We start from the raw sequence: 21,709 nt of genomic DNA on the forward strand, positions 1-21,709 counted from the left end.
CTCTTATTTTTAATTAGCTAACCTGAGCAATGCATTTACCGTAGTGGTGTAAGGTGCATCAATACCTAAAATTTCTGAACGGCGCAGCACAGCACCAGCAATGCTATCCAATTCTAAAGGGCGGCCTTTTTCTTTATCGACCAGCATAGAGGTTTTAATGGCATTAAAGCTGCTTATCAGCTCAAACATTTCAACAACATCTTTTTTACCTAGCTCTAAACCATCGGCTTTGGCTGCTTTGGCTGTTTCCATCATCATGCCATACACAAGTTTACTTAACTCAGGATGCCGAGTCAGGCTTTGAGTGTCTAGCCCAGTTAAAGCAGAAATAGGATTCACCCCATTATTGATTACTAGCTTACGCCAAAGTTCATAACCTATAGCAGTAGAAACGGTTGTAGGAATACCCGCCTGCACAAATGCTGTTTGCAGTGTTTCGACTAGTAAACACCTTGCATCTGGCTGCTTCGATGCCGCAGGCCATTCACCCATAACAATTTGTGCAACCCCCTCTGCTTCAACCACACCTGGCTTAATAATATGACCACCAATACGTACAGCCAAACCACCTAACACACGTTTTTCACCCAGCAGTTGAGCAATTAAAGGCTCATTATCCACACCATTTTGTAACGATAGCACTGGCACTTGGCTTGATTTCAACCAAGATTCTAGTTCGTTTAATACCGCTTGGGTGGCTGTCGATTTTAGCGCAATAACAATCACATCAAAGTCACTGGACTGATAGTTTTGCATTAGGGTGGTATGATCCACCGCCGGTAGCTGGCAAGCCAGTTGCTGCCCTTCATAGTGAACAAGCAAACCGTTTTTTTGTAATGCTGCTAGGTGTTCTCCACGGGCAGTTAAGACAACTTCATGCCCTGCTTCAGCCAGTCTTGCGCTGTAATACCCGCCAATACCACCTGCACCAATCATAAGTAATTTGAGCATAACAAGCCTTTGAATTTAGTTTCTTAAATTAATGAATAGCTGATGCCTAAAGCGGCAAAATAGCAAGTATACCTAGCTGTAACAACAATCCATTTCTTCCATATATTGAAAACAGATTTCTATATTTGACAGAAAATTCTAAAGGCACTAATCTAAATTTCCAACAGCAAATATTTACACCAATAAAACTGCATAAAAAACGAGGTAAGTATGAAAAAACTTTTAAAAGTCGGCGGAAAACTTCTTTCGGTTAGTGCACTTGCACTAGCAATGGGATTGACCCAAGCTCAGGCAGGCTCTGAGCTAACCATTAAAGCATCTCACGCTGCATCCACAACCAATACTGGTCATAAAGCCTTGGAGCTGATGGATCGTGAATTACGTGAACGTACTGATGGTCGTATTAGCATAGAAATTTTCCCTAATGGTCAGCTAGGTGGCGAAAGGGAGCTAATTGAGAGTATTCAGCTAGGTAATATAGATTTAATTTTTGTTTCTTCCGCACCACTAGCTAGCTTTAACAAGCAGTTTTTTGCGCTAGACATGCCTTTTCTATTCAAAGATCGCGCTTCAGTTTATAAGGTGTTAGACGGTGAAATTGGTCAGGAGCTTCTACAAAGCCTAAATAGAGTCGGCCTTTCAGGTTTAGGTTACTGGGAAAATGGTTTCCGTCAGCTAACTAATAACTCGCGTGTAATCCGTACCTCAGATGACCTTAAAGGTCTTCGTATGCGTACTATGGAAAATGAAATTCACCTAATGGCTTGGCGCGAATTAGGTACTAATCCTGCACCTTTAGCTTTCAGTGAACTTTATACTGCACTTCAACAAGGTACTTTTGAAGCTCAGGAAGGCCCAATCAACCTCTTCCGTGATATGCGTTTTGATGAAGTACAAAAACACATCAGTATTACCAACCATATTTACTCTCCTTTTGTTGTGCTAATGAACCCAGAACTACAAGCCCGATTAAGTAAAAAAGATCAGGCTATTTTCACTGAGATCTTCCAAGAGGCTAAAGCTTACCAAAGAGGTTTAGCACAAAAAGCAGATAGTGAAGCTTCAGCACAACTTAAGGGTGTAACCATTACTAGCCTAACAGCAGAAGAGCTAAATACTTTCTCGTCAAAAATGAAACCTGTTTACGATAAGATCAAAAAAATTGTTGGTGCCGATTTAGCTGATCGTATTGTTAAAGCAGCACAATAAGTGTATTCCCAAGCAGGCTTCGGCCTGCCCTGCTATAGGCTTTTTCATCAATGAAATTCCTCGACAATTACTTTGAAGAAATTCTGCTAGTTGCATTAATTAGCATTATGTCAGCGTTAATTATTGCGCAGATTTTCATGCGCTTTGTTGTGGGTTCTTCTATTACCTGGTCAGAAGAACTAGCACGCTACCTGTTTATCTGGATGACTTGGATAGGTGCAAGTTATGGTATTAAAAAACAAGCACATATTCGTGTCTCCACTTTTGCCAATAAACTACCGCTTAAAATACAACACCATTTCAATATATTGCTTCACTTAGTTTTCCTGTTTTTCTGCATTCTTGTAGTAAAAGAAGGTATCGCACTAACTGAAAAGATATTTCGATTTAACCAGCGCTCTGCTTCTATTGGCATTAGCATGGGGTACGTATATTTGGCTCCAGTAGTCGGGCTTTCTTTATCTGCTTTACGTTTGGTGCAAGCAATTTATCAAGAGATTTGCTTTATTCGTAATCCAAAAGGTGAAGCCCTATGACAGCGCTAATTCTTTTTGGTTTATTTACTTTCTTATTATTTTTAAGCGTCCCTATTGCTATAGGTTTAGGCTTAGCTTCCACTGCCGCTTTACTATTCAGTGGAAAAGTTAGCTCAAGTTATGTCGCCCAAGGGCTAGTAACCTCCATAGATTCCTTCCCCTTAATGGCAGTACCTTTTTTCATCTTAGCTGGTAATTTAATGAGCCAGGGTGGGTTATCAGAACGCTTGCTTTCTGTAGGTAAAATACTCTTTGGACGCTTCAATGGTGGCATGGCTGTTATTGCCGTAGTCACCTGCATGTTCTTTGGTGCTATTTCTGGCTCTGGCCCTGCAACCGTTGCTGCTGTAGGTGCAATACTACTGCCAGCCATGACAAAAGGTGGTTACCGTCCGGCCTTTTCTACGGGTTTAATTGCTTCAGCTGGTAGCTTAGGAATAGTCATTCCACCGAGTATTCCCATGATAATTTATGCCTCCTCTGCCAATGTCTCAGTAACTGAGCTGTTTTTAGCAGGCATTATTCCGGGGTTGCTTATTGGTATTTTTCTAATTGCCTATGCTTGGTTTGTTGGCAAGCGTGAAAGTGTTGGCTTAAAAGAACCTACACCCACTTTAGGTGAAGCATTAAAAACTATTTACGATGCTAAGTGGGCTTTATTAGTACCGGTCATTATTTTGGGTGGTATTTATGGCGGTGTATTTACACCCACCGAAGCTGCCGCTGTAGCTGTATTTTATGGCTTAATTGTTGGCGTGTTTCTTTACAAAGAGTTATCACTTAAAAAGCTTTATACCATTCTTGCCGATTCAGCTTTAATTACCTCAACCATTATGATCATTGTTGGTGCTGCTACCATTTTTGGACGGGTATTAACAATTGAGCGAATCCCAGTTCAACTAGCTGATTACACCTTAGAAATTGTTAGCAACCCTTTATTATTATTGCTACTGATAAACGTATTGCTGTTAGTGATAGGCACGTTTATGGAAACGCTAGCGGCAATAATTATCTTAACACCCATCCTATTACCTATCGCTGCTGGCATAGGCGTACATCCTGTACATTTTGGCATCATTATGATTGTTAACTTAGCTATAGGAATGATAACGCCACCTGTTGGGGTGAATCTCTTTGTAGCCTCAAGAGTTGCGTCTTTATCGCTTGAAAAGGTTATGCGTAGTGCTGTGCCTTTTGTGATTGTGATGCTGGTTGCTCTGTTACTAATTACTTACCTACCTTTTATATCGTTGGGTTTAAGTAATTTAATTAATAACTAATTGAGAAAAAATATGAGTAAAAAACTTAAAGCCCTCATCATCGGTCCAGGCAATATCGGCACCGACCTGTTGATGAAAATGCAACGCTCTGAATGGATAGAACCCGTTTGGATGGTAGGTATTGATCCAACCTCAGAAGGTTTAAAACGTGCCGAAGCCATGGGCATTAAAACCTGTGCAACAGGCGTAGATGGTGTGTTAGAGCACATTGTCAAAGATGATATCCGCATTGCCTTTGATGCCACCTCAGCCTACGTTCATGCTGAAAACAGCCGCAAGCTGAATGAACTAGGCGTGATTATGATTGACCTAACACCGGCTGCGATTGGTCCTTTTTGTGTGCCACCGGTGAACTTGGTTGAACAAACTAAAAACCTTGCCATGAACGTGAATATGGTGACCTGTGGTGGGCAAGCCACTATTCCTATGGTCGCGGCCATTTCCCGTGTGCAACCAGTTGAATACGGAGAAATTGTTGCCACCGTTTCTTCACGCTCTGTTGGCCCGGGTACACGCGTTAATATTGATGAATTTACTCGTACTACCGCCAGCGGTGTAGAGCAGGTGGGTGGTGCTAAAAAAGGCAAGGCAATCATTGTTATTAACCCTGCCGAGCCGCCTTTAATGATGCGCGATACCGTGCATTGCTTAACCGAAACGACGCCTGACCAAGCGGCGATTACTGAATCCATTCATGCCATGGTTAAAGAAGTGCAACGCTATGTGCCCGGTTATCAGCTAGTCAATGGTCCAGTGTTTGATGGCAAGCGTGTGTCTTGCTTTATGCAGGTGGAAGGCTTGGGTGATTTTCTACCCAAGTACGCCGGTAATCTCGACATAATGACCGCAGCAGCACTGCGTACCGCAGAAATGTTTGCTGAAGAAGCGGCCAATCAGTCCATCACATTACCCGCTCGCGGCTAGGAGAAACCCAATGAATTTACAAGGTAAAAAAGTCACGCTACACGACATGAGCCTACGTGATGGTATGCACGCCAAGCGTCACCAAATATCACTGGAAGAAATGGTTAATATTGCTACTGGCTTAGACCAAGCCGGTATGCCGATGATCGAAGTGACCCACGGTGATGGCCTAGGCGGTGCTTCGGTTAACTACGGCTTCCCAGCACACAGCGATGAAGCGTACCTAAAAGCCGTTGTGCCAAAAATGAAGCAGGCTAAAATTTCAGCCCTCTTATTGCCGGGTATTGGAACGGTTGATCATTTAAACATGGCCAAAGATTGTGGTGTCACCAGTATTCGTGTAGCCACCCACTGTACCGAAGCCGATGTGAGCCAACAGCACATTACCCAAGCCGCTAAGATGGGCATGGATACCGTCGGCTTTTTGATGATGGCGCACATGGTTAGCCCAGAAAAAATTCTGGAGCAGGCTAAGTTGATGGTCAGCTACGGTGCTAACTGCATTTATGCCACCGACTCAGCGGGTTATATGCTGCCGGATGATGTGACGGCTCGCATTGGCCTACTGCGTAAAGAATTGCCAAAAAACATCGAAATAGGTTTTCACGGACACCACAACCTAGGTATGGGTATAGCTAACTCGCTGGCTGCCATAGAAGCCGGTGCTAGCCGCATTGATGGTTCAGTTGCAGGTTTAGGTGCTGGTGCGGGTAATACACCCCTAGAAGTTTTCTGTGCCGTGCTTGATCGCATGGGCGTAACAACGGGTGTTGATCTATTCAAAATCATGGACGTTGCTGAAGACCTAGTTGTTCCTATGATGGATCACCCCGTTCGAGTAGACCGTAACGCACTGACACTAGGCTATGCTGGTGTTTATTCCTCTTTCCTCTTATTCGCAAAGCGTGCCGAAGAAAAATACGGCATCTCAGCCCGTGACCTTTTAGTTGAACTAGGTCGTCGCGGTACTGTGGGTGGACAAGAAGACATGATTGAAGACCTGGCTTTGACCATGGCAAAAAATAAGTAAAAGACTTAAGGGAGTGCTACTTTATACTATTAAAGTTACGCTCCCTTTTTTTTGAATTAAGTGTAGGAAATAGACACCGCATGAATGCTAAAGCTATCCCTTCCAGTTTCTTTGATGAACTTAAATCCCTTATTGATACAAAAGATTTAATGGTTGATGTGCCAGAAGCTAACCTTCACGACTGGAGTGACGAACAGCCAGGCAAGCCTCAATGCTTAGTTACACCTCGCACCACCGAACAAGTGGCTAGCATTATGGAACTGTGTAATAGGTATGGCGTTGCTGTTGTGCCTCAAGGCGGCCTAAGTGGGTTAGCTGGTGGTGCTGTTCCTTCAGAAAATTGCTTACTTTTATCGCTTGCCAAGATGAATAAAATTGAGCACCTAGATGCAGTAGTAGGCACTTTACAAGTGCAGGCAGGTGCAATTCTGCAAACCCTTCAGGAAGAAGCAGAAGCTGCTGGTTGGATGTTTGCTCTAGACTTAGGTGCGCGTGGTTCGTGTCAAATAGGCGGCAATATAGCAACCAATGCTGGTGGCAATAGAGTTATTCGTTATGGTGTAATGCGTGACCTAGTACTAGGCCTAGAAGTGGTTTTACCTGATGGTAAAATCCTTAACCTGCTACAAAGCATGAAGAAAAATAATACTGGCTTAGATTTACGCCAGCTATTTATTGGTACCGAAGGCACGCTTGGTATTATTACCCGAGCCATCGTTAAACTTCACCCTGGCGTAACAGGTGCAAATACTGCATTAATCGCTTTTGATGATTACCAAGATGTGCTGCACTTTTTGAAAAAAGCTCAGTCTTCTTTTTCAGGTCTTGTTAGTGCTTTTGAAGTTATGTGGTCTGATTATTACCAGACGGCACTTAATACGCTAGGTAAAGCTGATCAGTTTGACCAAAAGCACAACTACTACCTTCTTTTTGATATTCAAAGTAACGACCCCAAACAGGATTACCCCCAGTTTGAAAAGCTAATGGAAGAAGCTTTTGAAGAAGAGGTAATAAAAAATGCCGTTCTAGCCAATTCAGACAGAGAAACTCAAGAGCTTTGGGAATTAAGAGATTGCGTTTCAGAAATATTAAAAATTAATGCACCAACCATTAATTTTGATGTATCGGTAGGCTTAGATAAAATTGGTGAGCTAGCGGCAGAATTGAAAGCAACCTTGTCGCAAAAATTTCCGGACTTAATTACCTTGTTTTTTGGCCATATAGGTGATGGTAATTTGCACCTAGTCGCTGGTCCTGTTGTAGGTGGACTAACGACTGAACATGCTATTGAAACTGAAGTTTACCGAATCACTAAAGCATTTTTTGGTTCTGTATCCGCAGAACATGGTATTGGCTTGCACAAAAAGAAATGGTTAAGGCACTCACGATCAGAAATTGAAGTGAGCCTTATGCAAACCCTGAAAGCAGCGATGGATCCAAATAAAATAATGAACCCAGGAAAGGTGTTAGATTAAATTAGTAAGCCCTAATTAGTTTTGGCTGTAGCCATAAACCTCAAAACTTATATCTTTTGCCGTTTGCTTTACAGTTTCAACAAGTTCAAGTAAACGCTTGTCACTCATATATTCAACAGCACTAGAAACACTGATTGCAGCAATAATATAATCTTTTTTAGAAAATATTGGCGCTGCTACACAACGAATATTAGAGCTATCTTCACCCAAGTCTAAAGCATAACCTTGTTTAGCATATTCTCTCATTCCATCTATAAAGGTTTTCTCAAGCTTAAGGTCACCACCTTCTGACCTAAAGATTTCAACTAACTCCTGTTGATTTTTTAATAACAATAAAGCTTTACCAACACCTGTATTGTGTAATTTTTTCCTACCTCCAATAATTGAACTAATATTAACAGACCTTTTACCAGTAATTTTATCTAAATAAACCACCTCACGTGACTCTTTAACTGCCAAATGAACTGTGTCTTGTGTTTTTTCACATAAGGCTTCTAGGTAAGCTCGTGCAGATTTAACTAAATTAGTGCTTTCATAGGCACTAAAACCTAATTGAATAAGTTTAGAACCTAACTTAAACTTTTTATCATCGCTTTTCTTTAAATAGTTTTTTTCATAAAGGAAGTTAATTATACGATAAGCAGTGCTGTAGGTTAGATCACAGTTTTTAGCTAGCGTTGTTATATCTTTTTCGCCTTCGACTAGCTCATCTAGTATTAAGAAGGCACGATCAATTGTTTGACTTTTTGTTTTGACTTTCATGGTTTCAGCATTCAAATAATGAGTTTAATTGCTAAGTATTTTATCACATATTCCAATTAAAGCAGCTTGTTAGACATTGCTATAAAAATGCCATTAGTTAAAAAAAGGTACAGGGCTTGTTAGCTCTGTACCTTTTTGTTATCAACTAAGGCGTATCAAAAACTTGAGTATTTAACCTGCTGCCACATGAATCACGCGTTTGCCAAAGTTTTCACCTTTAAGAAGGCCAATAAAGGCTTCTGGTGCTTTTTCTAAGCCAGAGATTATTTCTTCACGGTACTTAATTTCGCCTTTTTCAATCCACTGGGTCATTTCTTTAGCAAATTCTGGATAGAGGTGGCCAAAATCATCAAAAATAATAAAACCCTGCATAGTAATTTTTTTACACAGAATTAGCCCCATCAACCAGTTCATTCTGTCGGGGCCTTCTGGTAACTGGGTGGCATTGTACTGGGATACCAAACCACAAACAGGAACACGCGCATTGGCATTAAGTAGTGGCAAAACAGCATCCAGCACTTTACCGCCCACATTTTCGTAATAAATATCGATTCCCGCTGGCGTTGCTTGGGCAAGTTGTTCTGCAAAATCAGCCGCTTTATGGTCTAGGCAAGCATCAAAGCCTAGCTCTTCAACAGCATAACGGCACTTTTCTTCGCCACCGGCAACACCCACGACACGGCAACCCAAAAGCTTGCCAATTTGACCAACCGTAGCACCAACTGGGCCTGTAGCAGCTGCAACAACCAGTGTTTCACCCGCTTTAGGTTTACCAATTTGAGTAAGCCCAGCCCAAGCAGTAAACCCTGGCATACCTAAAATGCCTAACGCCCAAGATGGATGTGCAGGTTTGCTACCTAAATTAGTCACACCGCTACCATCGGACAGCGCATAATCTTGCCAGCCGTTAAAGCTAAGCATCCAATCGCCCACAGCAAAGTTTTTAAGGTTAGAACTAACCACCTGCGCAACCGTAGCACCAATCATTACTTCACCAAGTTGTACTGGTTCAGCATAAGAAGGCGCATCACTCATTCGACCCCGCATGTAAGGATCAAGTGATAGGTATTCAGTACGCAGCAACATTTGTTGATCGCCCGCAGAAGGAATAGCCGTTTCATTTAGTTGCAACGTTTCTTGGGTTGGTTCACCCTGTGGGCGTTCTGCTAAAACAAGTCTGCGATTAACTAAGGTATTTTGTGTCATGTTGCTTCTCCTATAAAGCGGCTTCAAGAATACGGCGGGCATCGGTAGGTGTAATGGCTTGATGTTCGCCCAGAGCAGTCATGCCATGCGCTTCTAATGCTGCAACAATAATTTCAATTTCCGCCGCAGCAATACCATAGTCTCCTAAACGTGTTTTGATGCCCAGTTGCTCAAAGAAGTTACGCGTTGCTTCTATCACAGCATCAATACGTGCTTCTTCAGTACCTTCGGTAATACCCCAAACATTGCTGGCATATTGCAGCAATTTTTCACGCTTAGGTTCACGTTGGTCATTCATTAAAGCAGGCAAAACCACTGCTAAAGTACGCGCATGATCGGTATCATTTAATGCAGTTATTTCATGTCCAATCATATGGCTTGCCCAATCATGAGGTACACCCGCACCAATAAGACCATTCAGCGCCAAGGTTGCTGTCCACATTAAGTTGGCACGAATATCGTAATCTTTAGGTGTTTCAAGCGCTTTAGGACCCAGTTCAATTAATGTGCGAAGCAGGCTTTCAGCAAAACCATCTTGAACATAAGCAGCCGATGGGTAGGTAAGGTATTGCTCAATAATATGAACAAATGCATCAGCAACACCATTGGCTAGCTGGCGAGGCGGCAGGGTGTAGGTTACTTCTGGGTCTAACACGGAAAAAAGTGGGTAACAAAGCGGACTACCAAAGGGAAGTTTGGCCCCTTTTTCAGCATTCGTAATAACACCACCCGCATTCATTTCTGAACCAGTGGCAGGCAAGGTTAGTACCGAACCGAAGGGAAGCGCTTGGCTAATAACTTTTCCACCGCTGGTTAGAATATCCCAAGCATCACCTTCGTATTTTGCTGCCGCTGCTATAAATTTTGTGGCATCTATCACTGACCCACCACCTACAGCTAAAAGAAAATCAATGTTGTTTTCTTTAATTACTTCCACTGCTTTCATTGCTGTGGCATAGCGAGGGTTGGGTTCAATACCACCAAACTCAACAAGACTATAATCAGCCAAGGCATCACGAACCTGACCCAACACACCTGTGCGCTCTGCACTACCACCACCATAAAGAATTAAAACCTTAGCATCTGCAGCTACCTGTTGTTTTAAGTCAGCTATAGTGCCTTTACCAAATATAATGCGGGTAGGGTTTTGAAAGTTAAAATTATTCATAAATCTGTTTCCTTTCGTTAAACTAGATATTACTAGACCGGTCGTCTAGTTTTTGGGCAAAAAAATTACGGCCGTGGAACCAGTGCTTCGGTAGCACGCATGGCTGCGTTTAGGGATGCATCATTATGTGAAAGGCTAGCAACAAGACTTGCGCCAAGCCAGAGGTGATAAATTGTTTCAGCCAAGGCAACTGGGTCATCTAGCTGGGCAATCGTGCCTTCTGCAACACCTTCTTTTAAAGTGTTAGCCAAGTAAGCAAGAATGCTCTCTACCCCTTGATGCAAAATACTGCTCATCGCTGGCGACAAGTCAGCAACCTCTGCTGATAAACGCACTACTAGGCAGCGATCTTCAGGGTTAGGGCTTACTTGTTTTCTATGCCAATCTGTAAAATAAGCGAGAAATCTTGACCTAGCATTCATTTTTAGATGCTGAAGCGAGTTAGCTAGCCGACCTTTATATTCTGTAATAAAGTCTTCTAATAAGGCGCAGCCGTAGGCTTCTTTAGAGGCGAAGTAATGATAAAAAGACCCTTTGGGTACACTAGCTACTTTTAATAGTTCACTAAGGCCAACGCCTGTGTAACCTTTTTGAGCAGTTAAGCGACGACCAACGGTCAGAATGTGTGTGCGAGTAGCTTTTTGATCTTCCATAGGTGCTAATATACAGACTACTAGACCAGTCGTCTAGATGTGGAACAACAATATCAGAATTGCTTATCAGCTACCTGAGATGGTTTTCACTTGCAAGAGTAAAGGTATTTTTTCCTTTTTTCTTACTCTGATACATGGCTCTATCTGAAGCCATGAGCAAGTCATCAATAGTAACGCCATCAGTTGGGCAGAAACTAATACCGATACTCGCACCAACTTGACCGCTTTTTCCAGATTCAAGCGGTATTGTCTGCCCAACAACTTCTAGAATTTTTTGAGCCACACTCAAGGCATCTTGCTCTGTATTTACTTGAGATAAAATAATGACAAATTCATCACCACCCAACCGAGCAACCGTGTCTGTTTTACGCACTAAACCTTTTAACCTAGCAGATACAACCTTTAGAACCGTATCACCCGCATCATGCCCTAGGGTATCGTTGACTGCTTTAAAACCATCTAAGTCTATAAAAAGCAGTGCCGCTTTAGTTTTTTCACGCAGACTACGAGCAACTACCTGCTGTAACCGATCAAAGAATAAGGATCTGTTAGGCAAACCTGTAAGGCGGTCGTAATAGGCTAAGACTTCAAGGCGTTCTTTTTCTGTTTCACGCAAAGTAACGTCAAGCGCTGCAAAGAAGTAAGACTCATCTTGTATAGCCAAAAATACTTCTAAATACTGGTAGTCGCCACTCTTATTACGAAACCTGAGCATAAGTGTTTGATCATAGCTGCCATCTTGCAAGCTTCGTATGGAGGATATAAAGCGTTCTTTGTCTTCAGGGTGAGCATACTCAACTAGGCTAACCCCTTCAAAGTCTTCTAAGGTGTAACCTAACTCTTTTTCCCAAGCTGGGTTAAGTCTTTGGCAAACACCTTCTTTATCCGTTATAGCCATAAGGCTGGGTGTCAGCTCAAAAAAGTGGGTTAGCTGTTCACTTAGGTTTTTTGCCCTAGCCTCTATACTTTCTACTTTAAGTGCAGATTTTTGGCGGGCGCGTTGAGATAGATAAAGCGCTAAGCCTGTAGCAAGGTTAAGAAACAAATAAATAACCGCAATATAAATTATATTAAGGTACAAGGCTTGGTTAAGCTTTGCTGTATTACGTGCAACACCTAGTATCAAAGGTTTGTTCATGTATAGATTTGGAGGGGAAATAGTACGAACAGCAATAAAGGATTGCTCATTATTGGCAAGAACAGTCTCTGAAAAGAATGATGCTTCTCGACCGCTTTCACGGTGTTGCGTAAAAAGACTGCCCGGCCTAGCTAAGTTTTGACCCTGTGTAGCTACCACCTCTGGTTCCCACGCAAAGACTAGCCCATCACCATGCACTAATGCCGCCCAAGTCTCTTCGGTAGGTCTTAAACTACTGAGAGATTCCTTATACTCTTCAGCATTAAGAAGAATATAAACCACACCAGAAAAATTGCCTTGTTCGTCTAAAATGGCCTTAGAAAAAGCAATCAACCAATCACCGTAGATGCCCTCAAAAGGAGGGCTAACAAAAAGTAGTTCTTCTTGCGGTGTGCTTTTAGGCACATGAAAATAATTACGGTAGGTAAAAGATTTACCAACCACTTGAGGCTTGCTTGAGGCTACAGTCTTGCCTTTTTTATTTGCTATGGAAATAACTTGAATGCTCGGCATAGCGGAGCTAAGTAACTCTAACCTTTCACCAAGCAGTTTGTTGCTTCCAGCTTTTTCTTCCCAGTCAGGTGCCAGCATTGAACGAATTTTATCGAGGGTCGTACTGATTCTTTCTAATTGTTGACCAATAACATATTCCGATGCCGCAGCAGAGCGAATTAGCTGCCCTTTTTCTTGAAGAAGGGTTGCTTGGTGTGTTGAATATTGGTGATAAGCTAACAACAAAGCAATAAAAACCGAGATGGTAGAAAAAACCATCCACTCGGACACAAAATGCCGAAAAAATGCAGGTGAATGATTTTTCATCTTGTTATTCTTCTTCCATCAACATTAAGAGTAAATTCCAACCACAAAACTAGTTAACAGCCTGCATTATAGCCTTTAAATAGCATTTACTGCACTGCAGTAATACTAACAGCTAAATAGGTAACCAACCTAAGTGAAACAACCAAAAGACTAGCTGTTTGATAGAACAGCAAACCAAAGCATGAATAGTTTTCAATGAATCGCTGAAATAACATCACTTTTATTCATGTTAATATCCACGTATAAATGTATCCATTCTTAGCTCCCAGCAATTAACACTTATTGGATACCAGAAGACCATGACTAACAATTTTGTATTTACTGTTAATAGCATTGATTTTGATGAAAACTATCAGCCAGCAAACACTACACGTGCAACAACCAACTTCGCTAACCTAGCCAGAGGTGAGAGTCGCCAACAAAACTTGCGTAATACGCTAGCCATGATTAACAACCGCTTTAATGCCCTAGCCCATTGGGATAACCCTACAGCTGATCGTTATTCTGTTGAGTTAGAAATTATTACTGTTGAGATGAAAATTGCCAATCAAGGTAAGGAAAATAGTTTTCCAGCCATTGAGGTACTCAAAACCACCATAGTTGACCACCTAACCAACCAACGTACAGAAGGCTTAGTTGGCAATAACTTTTCTTCTTATGTACGTGATTATGATTTTAGCGTTTTATTGCTAGACCATAATAAAGGTAAGCCACAGTTCAGTGTGCCAAATGATTTTGGTGATTTACATGGTAAGCTTTTCAAAAGCTTCATAAATTCAAGTGCTTACCAAGAAAATTTTACTAAGCTGCCAGTCATTTGCCTTAGCGTTTCAGATAATAAAACTTACCATAGAACGAATAATTTGCATCCAGTATTGGGTGTGGAGTACCTGCCTAATGAAACTTCTTTAACTGAAGCCTATTTCAAAAAAATGGGTTTAGATGTGCGCTATTTTATGCCGCCTAACAGCACAGCACCCCTGGCCTTCTACTTTTTTGGTGACCTGCTGAATGACTACACTAACCTTGAACTCATCAGCACCATTAGCACTATGGAATCTTTTCAAAAGATTTATCGCCCAGAAATTTATAACGCTAATGCTACAGCAGGTAAAAGCTATCAGCCCAATTTAACCAACTTAGACTATTCATCAACCCACATAATTTATGACCGAGAAGAACGTAGCAAGCTAGCGATTGAGCAGGGCAAATTTACTGAAGAGCATTTTATTAAGCCCTACCAAACGCTACTTGAGCAATGGTCTGCTAACTACGCTGCCTAAATTTAACTTTATAACTTACAACCATTTACTAAGGAAATAACCATGAGCATTTTACTACCGACTTCTACAGCAGGCAGCTTACCTAAACCTTCTTGGTTGGCAGAGCCTGAAACTATTTGGTCGGCTTGGCGATTAGAGGGCAAAGCATTAATTGAAGGCAAACAAGATGCTTTATTAGTGTGGTTGCAAGAGCAGCAGCAAGCAGGCATCAATATAGTTAGTGATGGTGAGCAAACCCGTCAGCATTTTGTAACCACCTTTATAGAACACCTAGATGGCGTTGATTTTGAAAAACGCGAAACGGTTAAAATTCGTGACCGTTACGATGCCAGTGTGCCAACGGTAGTGGGTGCGGTCAGTCGGCCTAAAGCGGTATTTGTTGAAGATGCTAAGTTTTTACGCCAGCACACCAAGCAGCCCATAAAATGGGCGCTGCCTGGCCCTATGACTATGGTTGATACGCTTTACGATGCGCATTATAAAAGCCGTGAAAAACTAGCTTGGGAATTTGCCACGATACTTAACCAAGAAGCCAAAGAGCTAGAAGCCGCAGGCGTGGACATTATTCAGTTTGATGAGCCTTCATTTAACGTGTTTTTTGATGAAGTGAATGATTGGGGCATTGCCGCATTAGAAAGAGCCGTAGAAGGCTTGAAGTGTGAAACCGCCGTGCATATTTGCTATGGCTACGGCATTAAAGCCAATACTGACTGGAAGAAAACCTTGGGTTCTGAATGGCGCCAGTACGAAGAAGTTTTTCCTAAACTACAAAAATCTAGCCTAGATATTATCTCGCTAGAATGCCAAAACTCCCATGTACCCATTGATTTAATTGAATTAATTCGTGGTAAAAAAGTCATGATTGGTGCTATAGATGTAGCAACCAATACTATTGAAACGCCAGAAGAAGTTGCCGACACACTACGCAAAGCACTGCAATTTGTTGATGCTGATAAACTCTACCCTTCAACCAACTGTGGCATGGCACCTTTAGCGCGTGACGTTGCCAAGGGTAAGCTAAAAGCCTTAAGTGCTGGCGCTGAAATTATTCGGAAAGAGCTAGCAACTTGAATTTTTAACAACTAGTAGTATAGATGCAGCTGTTCCTACTAAAAACAGCTGCATCCCTTGTTAAATAGAAAGCTAGTTGAGCCACCCAAAACCATTTAATAATAGTTAATCTAGCGTACAACAAATGTAGCGAGAGTAAGGTGAAACACCTTTACTCAAGAGGTACTGATTAATATAGGCAGCAGTACGTTCACTTGAAAGAATAGACACATGCCCTTCATTCAGCCCATGTAGATGATCTGCTACATCTTGGGCACGATAATCTAGTTGGCTTTCAAGCGTTACCGTTCCATCTCCGGCATCCGCCTGTAGCACTTTATGGCCACTGTAACTAAAAAGCAGGCTGAACTGTAAACCTGCTGGTAAGGGGCGATTATGAAGCCCACTTATAAAATCACTACTAGGAACCATATCTCGCCATACAGGAGCAACCACTGGCGATCTTTTCACCCCCATTTTTGCTGCCTTGTGTCCACCCCAAGGCGTAGAAATGGTAAGTAGGTGCTCTAGGGTTTCACTTTCTACACCTAGATCTTGCTGTAGCTGCACATAACGTCTGGCAATCAACCCACCCATACTATGCGCAACGACCTTTACTTTTTTATTAGGCATACGCAAATGAAACTCTGACATTATCTCGGACAGCACCGTGGCAGAGGTTTCTAAATCTAACCCTGAAGGGTAATGAAAAAGTACGGGCTGGTACTGAGACAGATTTAATTGTGGAAGGAGGTCACGAAAACTTCGTGGGGAATCATTGATACCATGAATTAATAATAGTACGTCCTTATCTTCCTGCCACGGCTCTAGCAGGTAAAAACCATAACCAACCTGCTTGGCAAAGGCTAAAGGCGACCAAAGCCCCATTTCAACAGTGCTAGTTGAAAAGTTAGGGTTAGAAAAATCTGTAACTCTGCCAACATTTTGTAAGTATTTAAGTTTAGATTTAACTGTTTCACTTGTTACATCTATGGATACTTTTGAAGCAGCAGCACTGTTATTAGAAAGGATCAAGGTGTTCATACGCCACTGACTTTCATCAAGGCTATTAGGGCTAAGAATGGGGGGCGTTTCCATTACATGAATAGGTTCATCTGGTTGGTAACGAAAGTCGCCATTCACATCTTTGAATGCGATCAGCCCTGTATCTGACTCTTCTCTCACAAAGACAAAGGGCTCATCTTCATTACGAAGAACCTTGTAACTTAGTAGGTTTTCTTCACTGGTTAAACTCGCTTCACCCTTTAGAAGCACTACAATAATATTGCTTTGAAGTGTTTTATCTGTAGGGTCAATTACACGACCAGCAACAACACTTAAGGTTTGCTCCATTTCAACTAGGTTATTGTGTAGGCTTACTAGATTACTAATACTGCTACAAGATGCCAAAGTGATACTAAGCAAAAAAATACTGGCAAGGTTACTTAGCTGCCCAAGAATTTGGGTCGGTTTTTTATTCATCTGACCTTCCTCACTTCTAGTGTTTAGCACTCGGTTATTGCGTTTAATTGGAATGAAGTGAACACGGAGTAATTATAAGCAGAAATACTTTTAAACCCATAATAGGTAAGGGTTTTGTGGCCCGCCCTGCAAGACTCGAACTTGCTACCTCGCCCTTAGGAGGGGCGCGCTCTATCCAGATGAGCTAAGGGCGGTGAATAAAAACCGAGCAAAATTATACAATAATTTAAGCGCTTTTCTCCAGAAAAAAACTGCCTAATTGTTTATCTTAAATCAACTCGCCTAGCTTCCCTCTGCAAGAAAATAACAAAGCGGTCTATTTCTGCTTGTACGCTGGGTTTGGGGTCGTAGAAACGAAAGCCACAGGTGGTGCGTTTTCTGTGTTCATCATAAACAGCATGACGCGCTTCAACCTTTAGGGTTAGCTTTTTTTCAAACGCTTTTAGGTTGATTGTCATTTCTTCAAAAATTTCTAACTCTTTAAAAGGCGGTTCAATAAGGCTATCGAACTCTAGCTTGCACCCGGTACTGGAAATATCTTTTAAAGTAGCTTTTAGCGGCTGCATTGGTTCTGTTCGCGTTAAAGACAGAAGGCTAACCGGTACTTTGTTGCTTAACATTACGTGAGCTCTGAAGGCATCACGTTTTTGGTTATGAATTAACTGTGTTGGAAAAGGTACACGGTAAACAGCACCGTCTTCTTCATCTAATACTTTAATAGCTTGGCATTTGGTAAAAAAAACGGTGATGCCTTGTTCACTACCACGAACTGAAAAAAACTCGTTAGCTAGAACACGTTTGTGTCCACTCGGCGGATTAAGCTCATCTAAGTAGAAAACTTGGGCGTCTCTGTCTACTGCTAGAATTAGGCTTAGAAATTTTTGATCAACCCCTCTAAAGCTAATACTTACTGGTGATCTTTGCCTTTGTAATGAACTAAGAACACTCGCTATTTCTGCAGGACGGGTAATAATATGTTCTGCATCATTTGTCATAATTAAGCCTTGCCTAAGGTTCTAGGAATACTGATATTGCCGGGGCCACCTGCAGGGTTATAAACTTTAACCTTGTTTTGGGAGGCTTTAAAAGCATTTAATAGGGTATCAAAGTGTTGTGTAGCGCGGTTAATTAGCTGGCCATTAACTTTATTTGCTTGCTGCACCTGTTCTAGTTTGGTGACTAGCTGATTCCAGCCTTGACGCATTGCTTTTTCTGTAGTGTCTGGCAATCCAGTTAGAAAAGCTTCAATGCCTTCCATATCTGCCGTTAAGCCCTGTGCTTCTAAAAATGCTTTTCGCTGATCGACATCGGCTTGAATTTTTTCAAGCTGCTCATTTTTACGCTGCGTTATAGCTTCTAAAGCTTCAGGTGTAGGGCCAGGTTGCTGAAGAAGCGTCATTTCTTCTTCTAGCAGTTTACCTAGCAACTGAAAGTTACCTATGGCTTGTATAAGTAGTTCTTTAAAGGTCTGAATACTTGATTGGGACACATGTAACTCCGCAGCTGTTTAACTTTTAGCAGTTTAACGAATCGCTCAACAATACAAAAGAGCCCACCGAGTTGTAACACGGCAGGCTCTTTGTTTTGTATGGGTCTAGCTGCATTGGGCACTTAGCAACTTTAAAGCTTGGATTCAATACCCATTAGCTTGCCAGCTAGCTTAGTGTAATCTACCTGATAGCTTCCATCAGCAATCTGCATTTTCAGTGCTTCAACCCGCTCGGAGTCAAAAGAACCTTGATCAGCATTTTTATAGAGTTGTTGTGCTTGGGCACTTAATTCAACTCGATCAGCTGCTGAGGTATTAACTGCGACTTCAGTTTTTACACTGGAACCCTTGGCTGCAGACTGGTCGGAACCTCTAACCCTAGGGGTAAGGTTGCTGCCAACACCATTAATATCAATAGCCATAACTGGATACCCGTTTTGTTAGATCAAATGACTCTTTATTGCTCTTACAAGGGTTTTCGGCCTGTTAGGTGAAAACTTTAGTGTTATTTTTAAAAATAATCGAACAAGTTAGTAACGAACCTCTACTTTACCACGCCCAACAACCAAAGCACGAATGACTCTACCTGATTGCAGATTGCGTACTCTTATTTGATCGCCTAGTTTTCCGCTATCTAACGCTTCACCACCCATGCGAACACTTAGCACACCATTGGTTGCCACTATAGTAATTTGTTCACCACGGTTTACAGCATCTGTTGCTAAAAGGTTTTTGCTACTTAGAACATCACCTGCCCTTAAACGATTTCTTAGCTGATAACCTTCAACTTCGTTAAAGCCAGTGAAGTAGTCACCCCTAACCCTAGAAACATCCATTTCAGTTAAATTCAACATGGAGGCATGAAGTTTTGCTTTACGGGGTAAGTCATTTTTTGCCACAACAACGGTTACAAATCGAGCTATGTTTGCGCCTAGATAAACAAACCAGTCTTGATCTAAGCAAGTGACTTTTAAATTAACACGTCCACGCAAATCATCATTGCCATGCACTTCAACCATTAGAGGGCTTTCACAGGCCGCTAGGCGTAAACGTGGGTCTAGATTAGAGAAGCTTACTTCGTAGCGGCCTTCTTCTTGACTTAGCTGTTGATCTAGCCAACGATTAGCTGCAACCTGTAGCTCTGCGATATTTTGAAACGCCTGAGCGTAAACTAGGCCACTAGCCACAAATAATAAAAAGAATAAAGCTAACTTAGATCGACACTTAACAGACATAACACAGAACTCTACAAGGAATTTTAGAAATCTTTTGCTTAGCAGTTTATACTCAGGCATTAAAGTAAATATTTCGACCGGTGCAACAAGAAGAATATTTTATGACAAACTCTGCAGGCAAGTTAGCCGCACGCAACAAAATTGCTGGCGGCAACCGTATGGAACTTTTGCTTTTCCGTTTAAGGGGAAGGCAGCTCTACGGTATTAATGTTTTTAAAGTGAAGGAAATCATTCCCTGCCCACGCCTTACTAGCTTGCCACATCATACAGCAGAAGTTCGAGGTGTTGCGCATGTACGTGAAGGGGCCATCTCCATCCTAGACTTAGGCATGGCTATTCGCCAACCCCCCATGGAAAACCCGCGTGAAAACTTTGTCATAGTGACGGAATATAACCGACGCACACAAGGCTTTTTAGTGCGTGAGGTAGACCGTATAGTAAACATAGATTGGGAAGAGGTTCACCCACCCCCTAAGGGTAGTGGTAAAAACAGCTTTTTAACGGCTGTTACCCAGATGGACAATCAACTGATCGAAATCATTGATGTTGAAAAAATTATTGCTAGTGTTGATCCTTTAGCTCAGGGGGTTTCTAGCAACCTATTAACCGATGAAATAAAAGCAATTGCAGGTAACTACCACATTTTACTGGTAGATGACTCAAGCGTTGCACGTAACCAGGTAGAGCGCAACCTGACAGAAACGGGTGTTCAATTCACCAGCCTAACGAATGGTAAAGAGGCACTCGATTATTTAAATAACCTTGCTGATGAAGGTAAGAATATCAGCGATGAGTTTTTAATGATTATTTCAGATATCGAAATGCCTGAAATGGATGGTTACACTTTAACCAACCGCATTAAACAAGACCCGCGCCTTAGTAATTTAACTGTACTCTTACATTCGTCATTAAGTGGCATTTTTAATGAGGCAATGGTTAAAAAGGTAGGCGCAAACTTTTTCTTAGCTAAATATGATGCAGATGAACTTGCTAGAGTCGTTATTGGTGAAATTAAAAAAGCTGCAACAGCCAAAAGGTGATCTAGTCTATAGCTTTAGTCCAGTTAAGTTATTATCATATAAAGCTCTTTATAATATTACCTGGTAGATGGTGGTGATGGATGTCAATTAGCAAGACGTTGGGCCCCCAAGAGTTTGAGGCTTTCCGTAATTTTCTACAGGATGCCTGTGGTATTTTGCTGGGTGACAATAAACAGTACCTAGTCACTAGTCGTTTGAGCAAGATTATGGCTCAGCAAAAGTTAGAGAGTTTAACTGACTTAATGCGTGAGATGCAGCGCAATCCACGCTCTGGCTTAAAGGAAGCCGTTGTTGATGCGATGACAACTAACGAAACCTTATGGTTTCGTGATGTTCACCCGTTTAATATTCTAGAAAACAAGGTTTTGCCTGAAATAGCGCCTAAGTTGGGTGCGCAGCAGTTAAAAATTTGGTCTTCTGCTAGCTCAACAGGGCAAGAAGCCTACTCTATTTCTATGGTGATAGAAGAGTTCCGTAAAAAGAACCCTTCTTTGTTGCGAGGCGGCGAAAAAATTATTGGTACAGACATTTCAGCTTCTGCCTTAGCCACAGCCAAGTCAGGTACCTATGAAATGCTGGCAATTGGTCGTGGCTTATCTAAAGAGCGTTTAACCAAGCACTTTACCCAAACCGGTGAAGGGCGCTGGAAGGTAAACCCCAACATACAGCGCCGTACTGAATTTCGTATGATGAACCTCTTGCATAGCTACACCATGCTAGGTCAGTTTGATATTGTCTTTTGCCGCAACGTATTAATTTACTTTTCTGCGGAGCTTAAAAAAGACATACTTAAACGTATTCACGCTACATTAAAACCTGGTGGTTACTTGTTTTTGGGTGCTTCTGAAGCCTTATCTAACATGCCTGAACTTTATGAGATGGTGCAGTGCAGACCAGGCATTATTTACCGAGCCAAGTAATTCACTAAGCTAGTTTACTAGGCGCTCTTAGGAGCGCCTTTTCTATTTCATATAGAACA

21 protein-coding genes and 1 tRNA gene are annotated in these 21,709 nt (G+C 41.8%); 10 read left to right on the forward strand and 12 right to left on the reverse strand.

The annotated features are described in order from the left end of the window. Positions 1–9 precede the first annotated feature (9 nt). The gene (locus tag H571_RS0108045; RefSeq protein ID WP_027848850.1) at positions 10–951 is read right to left on the reverse strand and encodes a ketopantoate reductase family protein; all 942 of its coding nucleotides are present in this window, start codon (positions 949–951) and stop codon (positions 10–12) included. A gap of 210 nt (positions 952–1,161) precedes the next feature. On the opposite strand from H571_RS0108045, the gene H571_RS0108050 reads away from it, so the two are divergent. The 6 genes from H571_RS0108050 to H571_RS0108075 all read left to right on the forward strand — a co-directional run bounded on the left by H571_RS0108050 (position 1,162) and on the right by H571_RS0108075 (position 7,405). Next, complete coding sequence (locus tag H571_RS0108050; RefSeq protein WP_027848851.1) at positions 1,162–2,160, forward strand: TRAP transporter substrate-binding protein; 999 nt, start codon at positions 1,162–1,164, stop codon at positions 2,158–2,160. A gap of 50 nt (positions 2,161–2,210) precedes the next feature. Further along, the gene (locus H571_RS14685) at positions 2,211–2,696 is read left to right on the forward strand and encodes a TRAP transporter small permease (protein ID WP_036217941.1); all 486 of its coding nucleotides are present in this window, start codon (positions 2,211–2,213) and stop codon (positions 2,694–2,696) included. Further along, a complete protein-coding gene (locus H571_RS0108060; protein ID WP_027848852.1) occupies positions 2,693–3,976 on the forward strand; it encodes a TRAP transporter large permease in 1,284 nt (427 codons plus the stop codon). The genes H571_RS14685 and H571_RS0108060 overlap by 4 nt, the downstream gene beginning before the upstream one ends. 12 nt (positions 3,977–3,988) lie before the next feature. Then, positions 3,989–4,900: an acetaldehyde dehydrogenase (acetylating) gene (locus tag H571_RS0108065; protein ID WP_027848853.1), complete on the forward strand. Its 912-nt coding sequence runs from the start codon at positions 3,989–3,991 to the stop codon at positions 4,898–4,900. A gap of 10 nt (positions 4,901–4,910) precedes the next feature. After that, the gene (dmpG, locus tag H571_RS0108070) at positions 4,911–5,930 is read left to right on the forward strand and encodes a 4-hydroxy-2-oxovalerate aldolase (RefSeq protein ID WP_027848854.1); all 1,020 of its coding nucleotides are present in this window, start codon (positions 4,911–4,913) and stop codon (positions 5,928–5,930) included. Positions 5,931–6,010: 80 nt separating this feature from the next. Next, entirely contained in the window at positions 6,011–7,405 is a 1,395-nt protein-coding gene (locus H571_RS0108075) for an FAD-binding oxidoreductase (protein WP_027848855.1), read from the forward strand. A gap of 15 nt (positions 7,406–7,420) precedes the next feature. On the opposite strand, the gene H571_RS0108080 is transcribed toward H571_RS0108075, so the two are convergent. From H571_RS0108080 to H571_RS15540, 5 genes are all read right to left on the reverse strand, one after another. Continuing rightward, a complete protein-coding gene (locus tag H571_RS0108080; protein WP_036217943.1) occupies positions 7,421–8,167 on the reverse strand; it encodes an IclR family transcriptional regulator in 747 nt (248 codons plus the stop codon). A gap of 171 nt (positions 8,168–8,338) precedes the next feature. After that, positions 8,339–9,373: an NADP-dependent oxidoreductase gene (locus H571_RS0108085; RefSeq protein ID WP_027848857.1), complete on the reverse strand. Its 1,035-nt coding sequence runs from the start codon at positions 9,371–9,373 to the stop codon at positions 8,339–8,341. 10 nt (positions 9,374–9,383) lie between these two features. Further along, positions 9,384–10,541 (reverse strand): iron-containing alcohol dehydrogenase, encoded by a 1,158-nt coding sequence (locus tag H571_RS0108090; RefSeq protein ID WP_027848858.1) that lies wholly within the window; start codon positions 10,539–10,541, stop codon positions 9,384–9,386. A gap of 65 nt (positions 10,542–10,606) precedes the next feature. Next, on the reverse strand, positions 10,607–11,194 hold the full coding sequence (locus tag H571_RS0108095; RefSeq protein ID WP_027848859.1) for a TetR/AcrR family transcriptional regulator: 588 nt from the start codon (positions 11,192–11,194) through the stop codon (positions 10,607–10,609). A 70-nt stretch (positions 11,195–11,264) separates the two neighbouring features. Further along, entirely contained in the window at positions 11,265–13,151 is a 1,887-nt protein-coding gene (locus tag H571_RS15540) for a sensor domain-containing diguanylate cyclase (RefSeq protein ID WP_051168238.1), read from the reverse strand. Positions 13,152–13,450: 299 nt separating this feature from the next. Here H571_RS15540 and H571_RS0108105 point away from each other — a divergent pair, with 299 nt between their 5' ends. Further along, entirely contained in the window at positions 13,451–14,434 is a 984-nt protein-coding gene (locus H571_RS0108105) for a DUF1852 domain-containing protein (protein ID WP_027848860.1), read from the forward strand. Between the two features lie 42 nt (positions 14,435–14,476). Continuing rightward, positions 14,477–15,505 carry a methionine synthase gene (locus tag H571_RS0108110; RefSeq protein ID WP_027848861.1) on the forward strand — a complete coding sequence of 343 codons (1,029 nt, stop codon included), beginning with the start codon at positions 14,477–14,479 and terminating at the stop codon, positions 15,503–15,505. Between the two features lie 105 nt (positions 15,506–15,610). Here H571_RS0108110 and H571_RS15545 read toward each other — a convergent pair whose 3' ends face one another. The 6 genes from H571_RS15545 to flgA form a co-directional block, all read right to left on the reverse strand. Then, positions 15,611–16,966, reverse strand: a complete 1,356-nt coding sequence (locus H571_RS15545) for a lipase family alpha/beta hydrolase (protein WP_027848862.1) — start codon at positions 16,964–16,966, stop codon at positions 15,611–15,613. Between the two features lie 117 nt (positions 16,967–17,083). Beyond that, positions 17,084–17,160 (reverse strand) — tRNA-Arg (locus H571_RS0108120). 69 nt (positions 17,161–17,229) lie between these two features. Continuing rightward, the gene (locus H571_RS0108125; RefSeq protein ID WP_027848863.1) at positions 17,230–17,961 is read right to left on the reverse strand and encodes a flagellar brake protein; all 732 of its coding nucleotides are present in this window, start codon (positions 17,959–17,961) and stop codon (positions 17,230–17,232) included. A gap of 2 nt (positions 17,962–17,963) precedes the next feature. Beyond that, positions 17,964–18,455 carry a flagella synthesis protein FlgN gene (locus tag H571_RS0108130; RefSeq protein WP_027848864.1) on the reverse strand — a complete coding sequence of 164 codons (492 nt, stop codon included), beginning with the start codon at positions 18,453–18,455 and terminating at the stop codon, positions 17,964–17,966. A gap of 131 nt (positions 18,456–18,586) precedes the next feature. Next, positions 18,587–18,877: a flagellar biosynthesis anti-sigma factor FlgM gene (gene flgM, locus H571_RS14700; RefSeq protein ID WP_036217945.1), complete on the reverse strand. Its 291-nt coding sequence runs from the start codon at positions 18,875–18,877 to the stop codon at positions 18,587–18,589. 108 nt (positions 18,878–18,985) lie between these two features. Further along, positions 18,986–19,690 carry a flagellar basal body P-ring formation chaperone FlgA gene (gene flgA, locus H571_RS0108140; RefSeq protein WP_027848865.1) on the reverse strand — a complete coding sequence of 235 codons (705 nt, stop codon included), beginning with the start codon at positions 19,688–19,690 and terminating at the stop codon, positions 18,986–18,988. A gap of 101 nt (positions 19,691–19,791) precedes the next feature. On the opposite strand from flgA, the gene H571_RS0108145 reads away from it, so the two are divergent. Both H571_RS0108145 and H571_RS0108150 read left to right on the forward strand, forming a co-directional pair. Further along, the gene (locus H571_RS0108145) at positions 19,792–20,730 is read left to right on the forward strand and encodes a chemotaxis protein CheV (protein ID WP_027848866.1); all 939 of its coding nucleotides are present in this window, start codon (positions 19,792–19,794) and stop codon (positions 20,728–20,730) included. An 80-nt stretch (positions 20,731–20,810) separates the two neighbouring features. Next, positions 20,811–21,650: a CheR family methyltransferase gene (locus tag H571_RS0108150; RefSeq protein WP_027848867.1), complete on the forward strand. Its 840-nt coding sequence runs from the start codon at positions 20,811–20,813 to the stop codon at positions 21,648–21,650. Positions 21,651–21,709: the final 59 nt, after the last annotated feature.

The organism is Marinospirillum minutulum DSM 6287, assembly GCF_000422325.1.
Classification (GTDB): Bacteria; Pseudomonadota; Gammaproteobacteria; order Pseudomonadales; family Halomonadaceae; genus Marinospirillum; species Marinospirillum minutulum.

Coding starts and splice junctions, on each gene's coding strand:
- H571_RS0108045 (WP_027848850.1), bottom strand. CDS start 951: ATGCTCAAATTACTTATGATTGGTGCAGGTGGTATTGGCGGGTATTAC.
- H571_RS0108050 (WP_027848851.1), top strand. CDS start 1,162: ATGAAAAAACTTTTAAAAGTCGGCGGAAAACTTCTTTCGGTTAGTGCA.
- H571_RS14685 (WP_036217941.1), top strand. CDS start 2,211: ATGAAATTCCTCGACAATTACTTTGAAGAAATTCTGCTAGTTGCATTA.
- H571_RS0108060 (WP_027848852.1), top strand. CDS start 2,693: ATGACAGCGCTAATTCTTTTTGGTTTATTTACTTTCTTATTATTTTTA.
- H571_RS0108065 (WP_027848853.1), top strand. CDS start 3,989: ATGAGTAAAAAACTTAAAGCCCTCATCATCGGTCCAGGCAATATCGGC.
- dmpG (WP_027848854.1), top strand. CDS start 4,911: ATGAATTTACAAGGTAAAAAAGTCACGCTACACGACATGAGCCTACGT.
- H571_RS0108075 (WP_027848855.1), top strand. CDS start 6,011: ATGAATGCTAAAGCTATCCCTTCCAGTTTCTTTGATGAACTTAAATCC.
- H571_RS0108080 (WP_036217943.1), bottom strand. CDS start 8,167: ATGAAAGTCAAAACAAAAAGTCAAACAATTGATCGTGCCTTCTTAATA.
- H571_RS0108085 (WP_027848857.1), bottom strand. CDS start 9,373: ATGACACAAAATACCTTAGTTAATCGCAGACTTGTTTTAGCAGAACGC.
- H571_RS0108090 (WP_027848858.1), bottom strand. CDS start 10,541: ATGAATAATTTTAACTTTCAAAACCCTACCCGCATTATATTTGGTAAA.
- H571_RS0108095 (WP_027848859.1), bottom strand. CDS start 11,194: ATGGAAGATCAAAAAGCTACTCGCACACACATTCTGACCGTTGGTCGT.
- H571_RS15540 (WP_051168238.1), bottom strand. CDS start 13,151: ATGAAAAATCATTCACCTGCATTTTTTCGGCATTTTGTGTCCGAGTGG.
- H571_RS0108105 (WP_027848860.1), top strand. CDS start 13,451: ATGACTAACAATTTTGTATTTACTGTTAATAGCATTGATTTTGATGAA.
- H571_RS0108110 (WP_027848861.1), top strand. CDS start 14,477: ATGAGCATTTTACTACCGACTTCTACAGCAGGCAGCTTACCTAAACCT.
- H571_RS15545 (WP_027848862.1), bottom strand. CDS start 16,966: ATGAATAAAAAACCGACCCAAATTCTTGGGCAGCTAAGTAACCTTGCC.
- H571_RS0108125 (WP_027848863.1), bottom strand. CDS start 17,961: ATGACAAATGATGCAGAACATATTATTACCCGTCCTGCAGAAATAGCG.
- flgM (WP_036217945.1), bottom strand. CDS start 18,877: ATGGCTATTGATATTAATGGTGTTGGCAGCAACCTTACCCCTAGGGTT.
- flgA (WP_027848865.1), bottom strand. CDS start 19,690: ATGTCTGTTAAGTGTCGATCTAAGTTAGCTTTATTCTTTTTATTATTT.
- H571_RS0108145 (WP_027848866.1), top strand. CDS start 19,792: ATGACAAACTCTGCAGGCAAGTTAGCCGCACGCAACAAAATTGCTGGC.
- H571_RS0108150 (WP_027848867.1), top strand. CDS start 20,811: ATGTCAATTAGCAAGACGTTGGGCCCCCAAGAGTTTGAGGCTTTCCGT.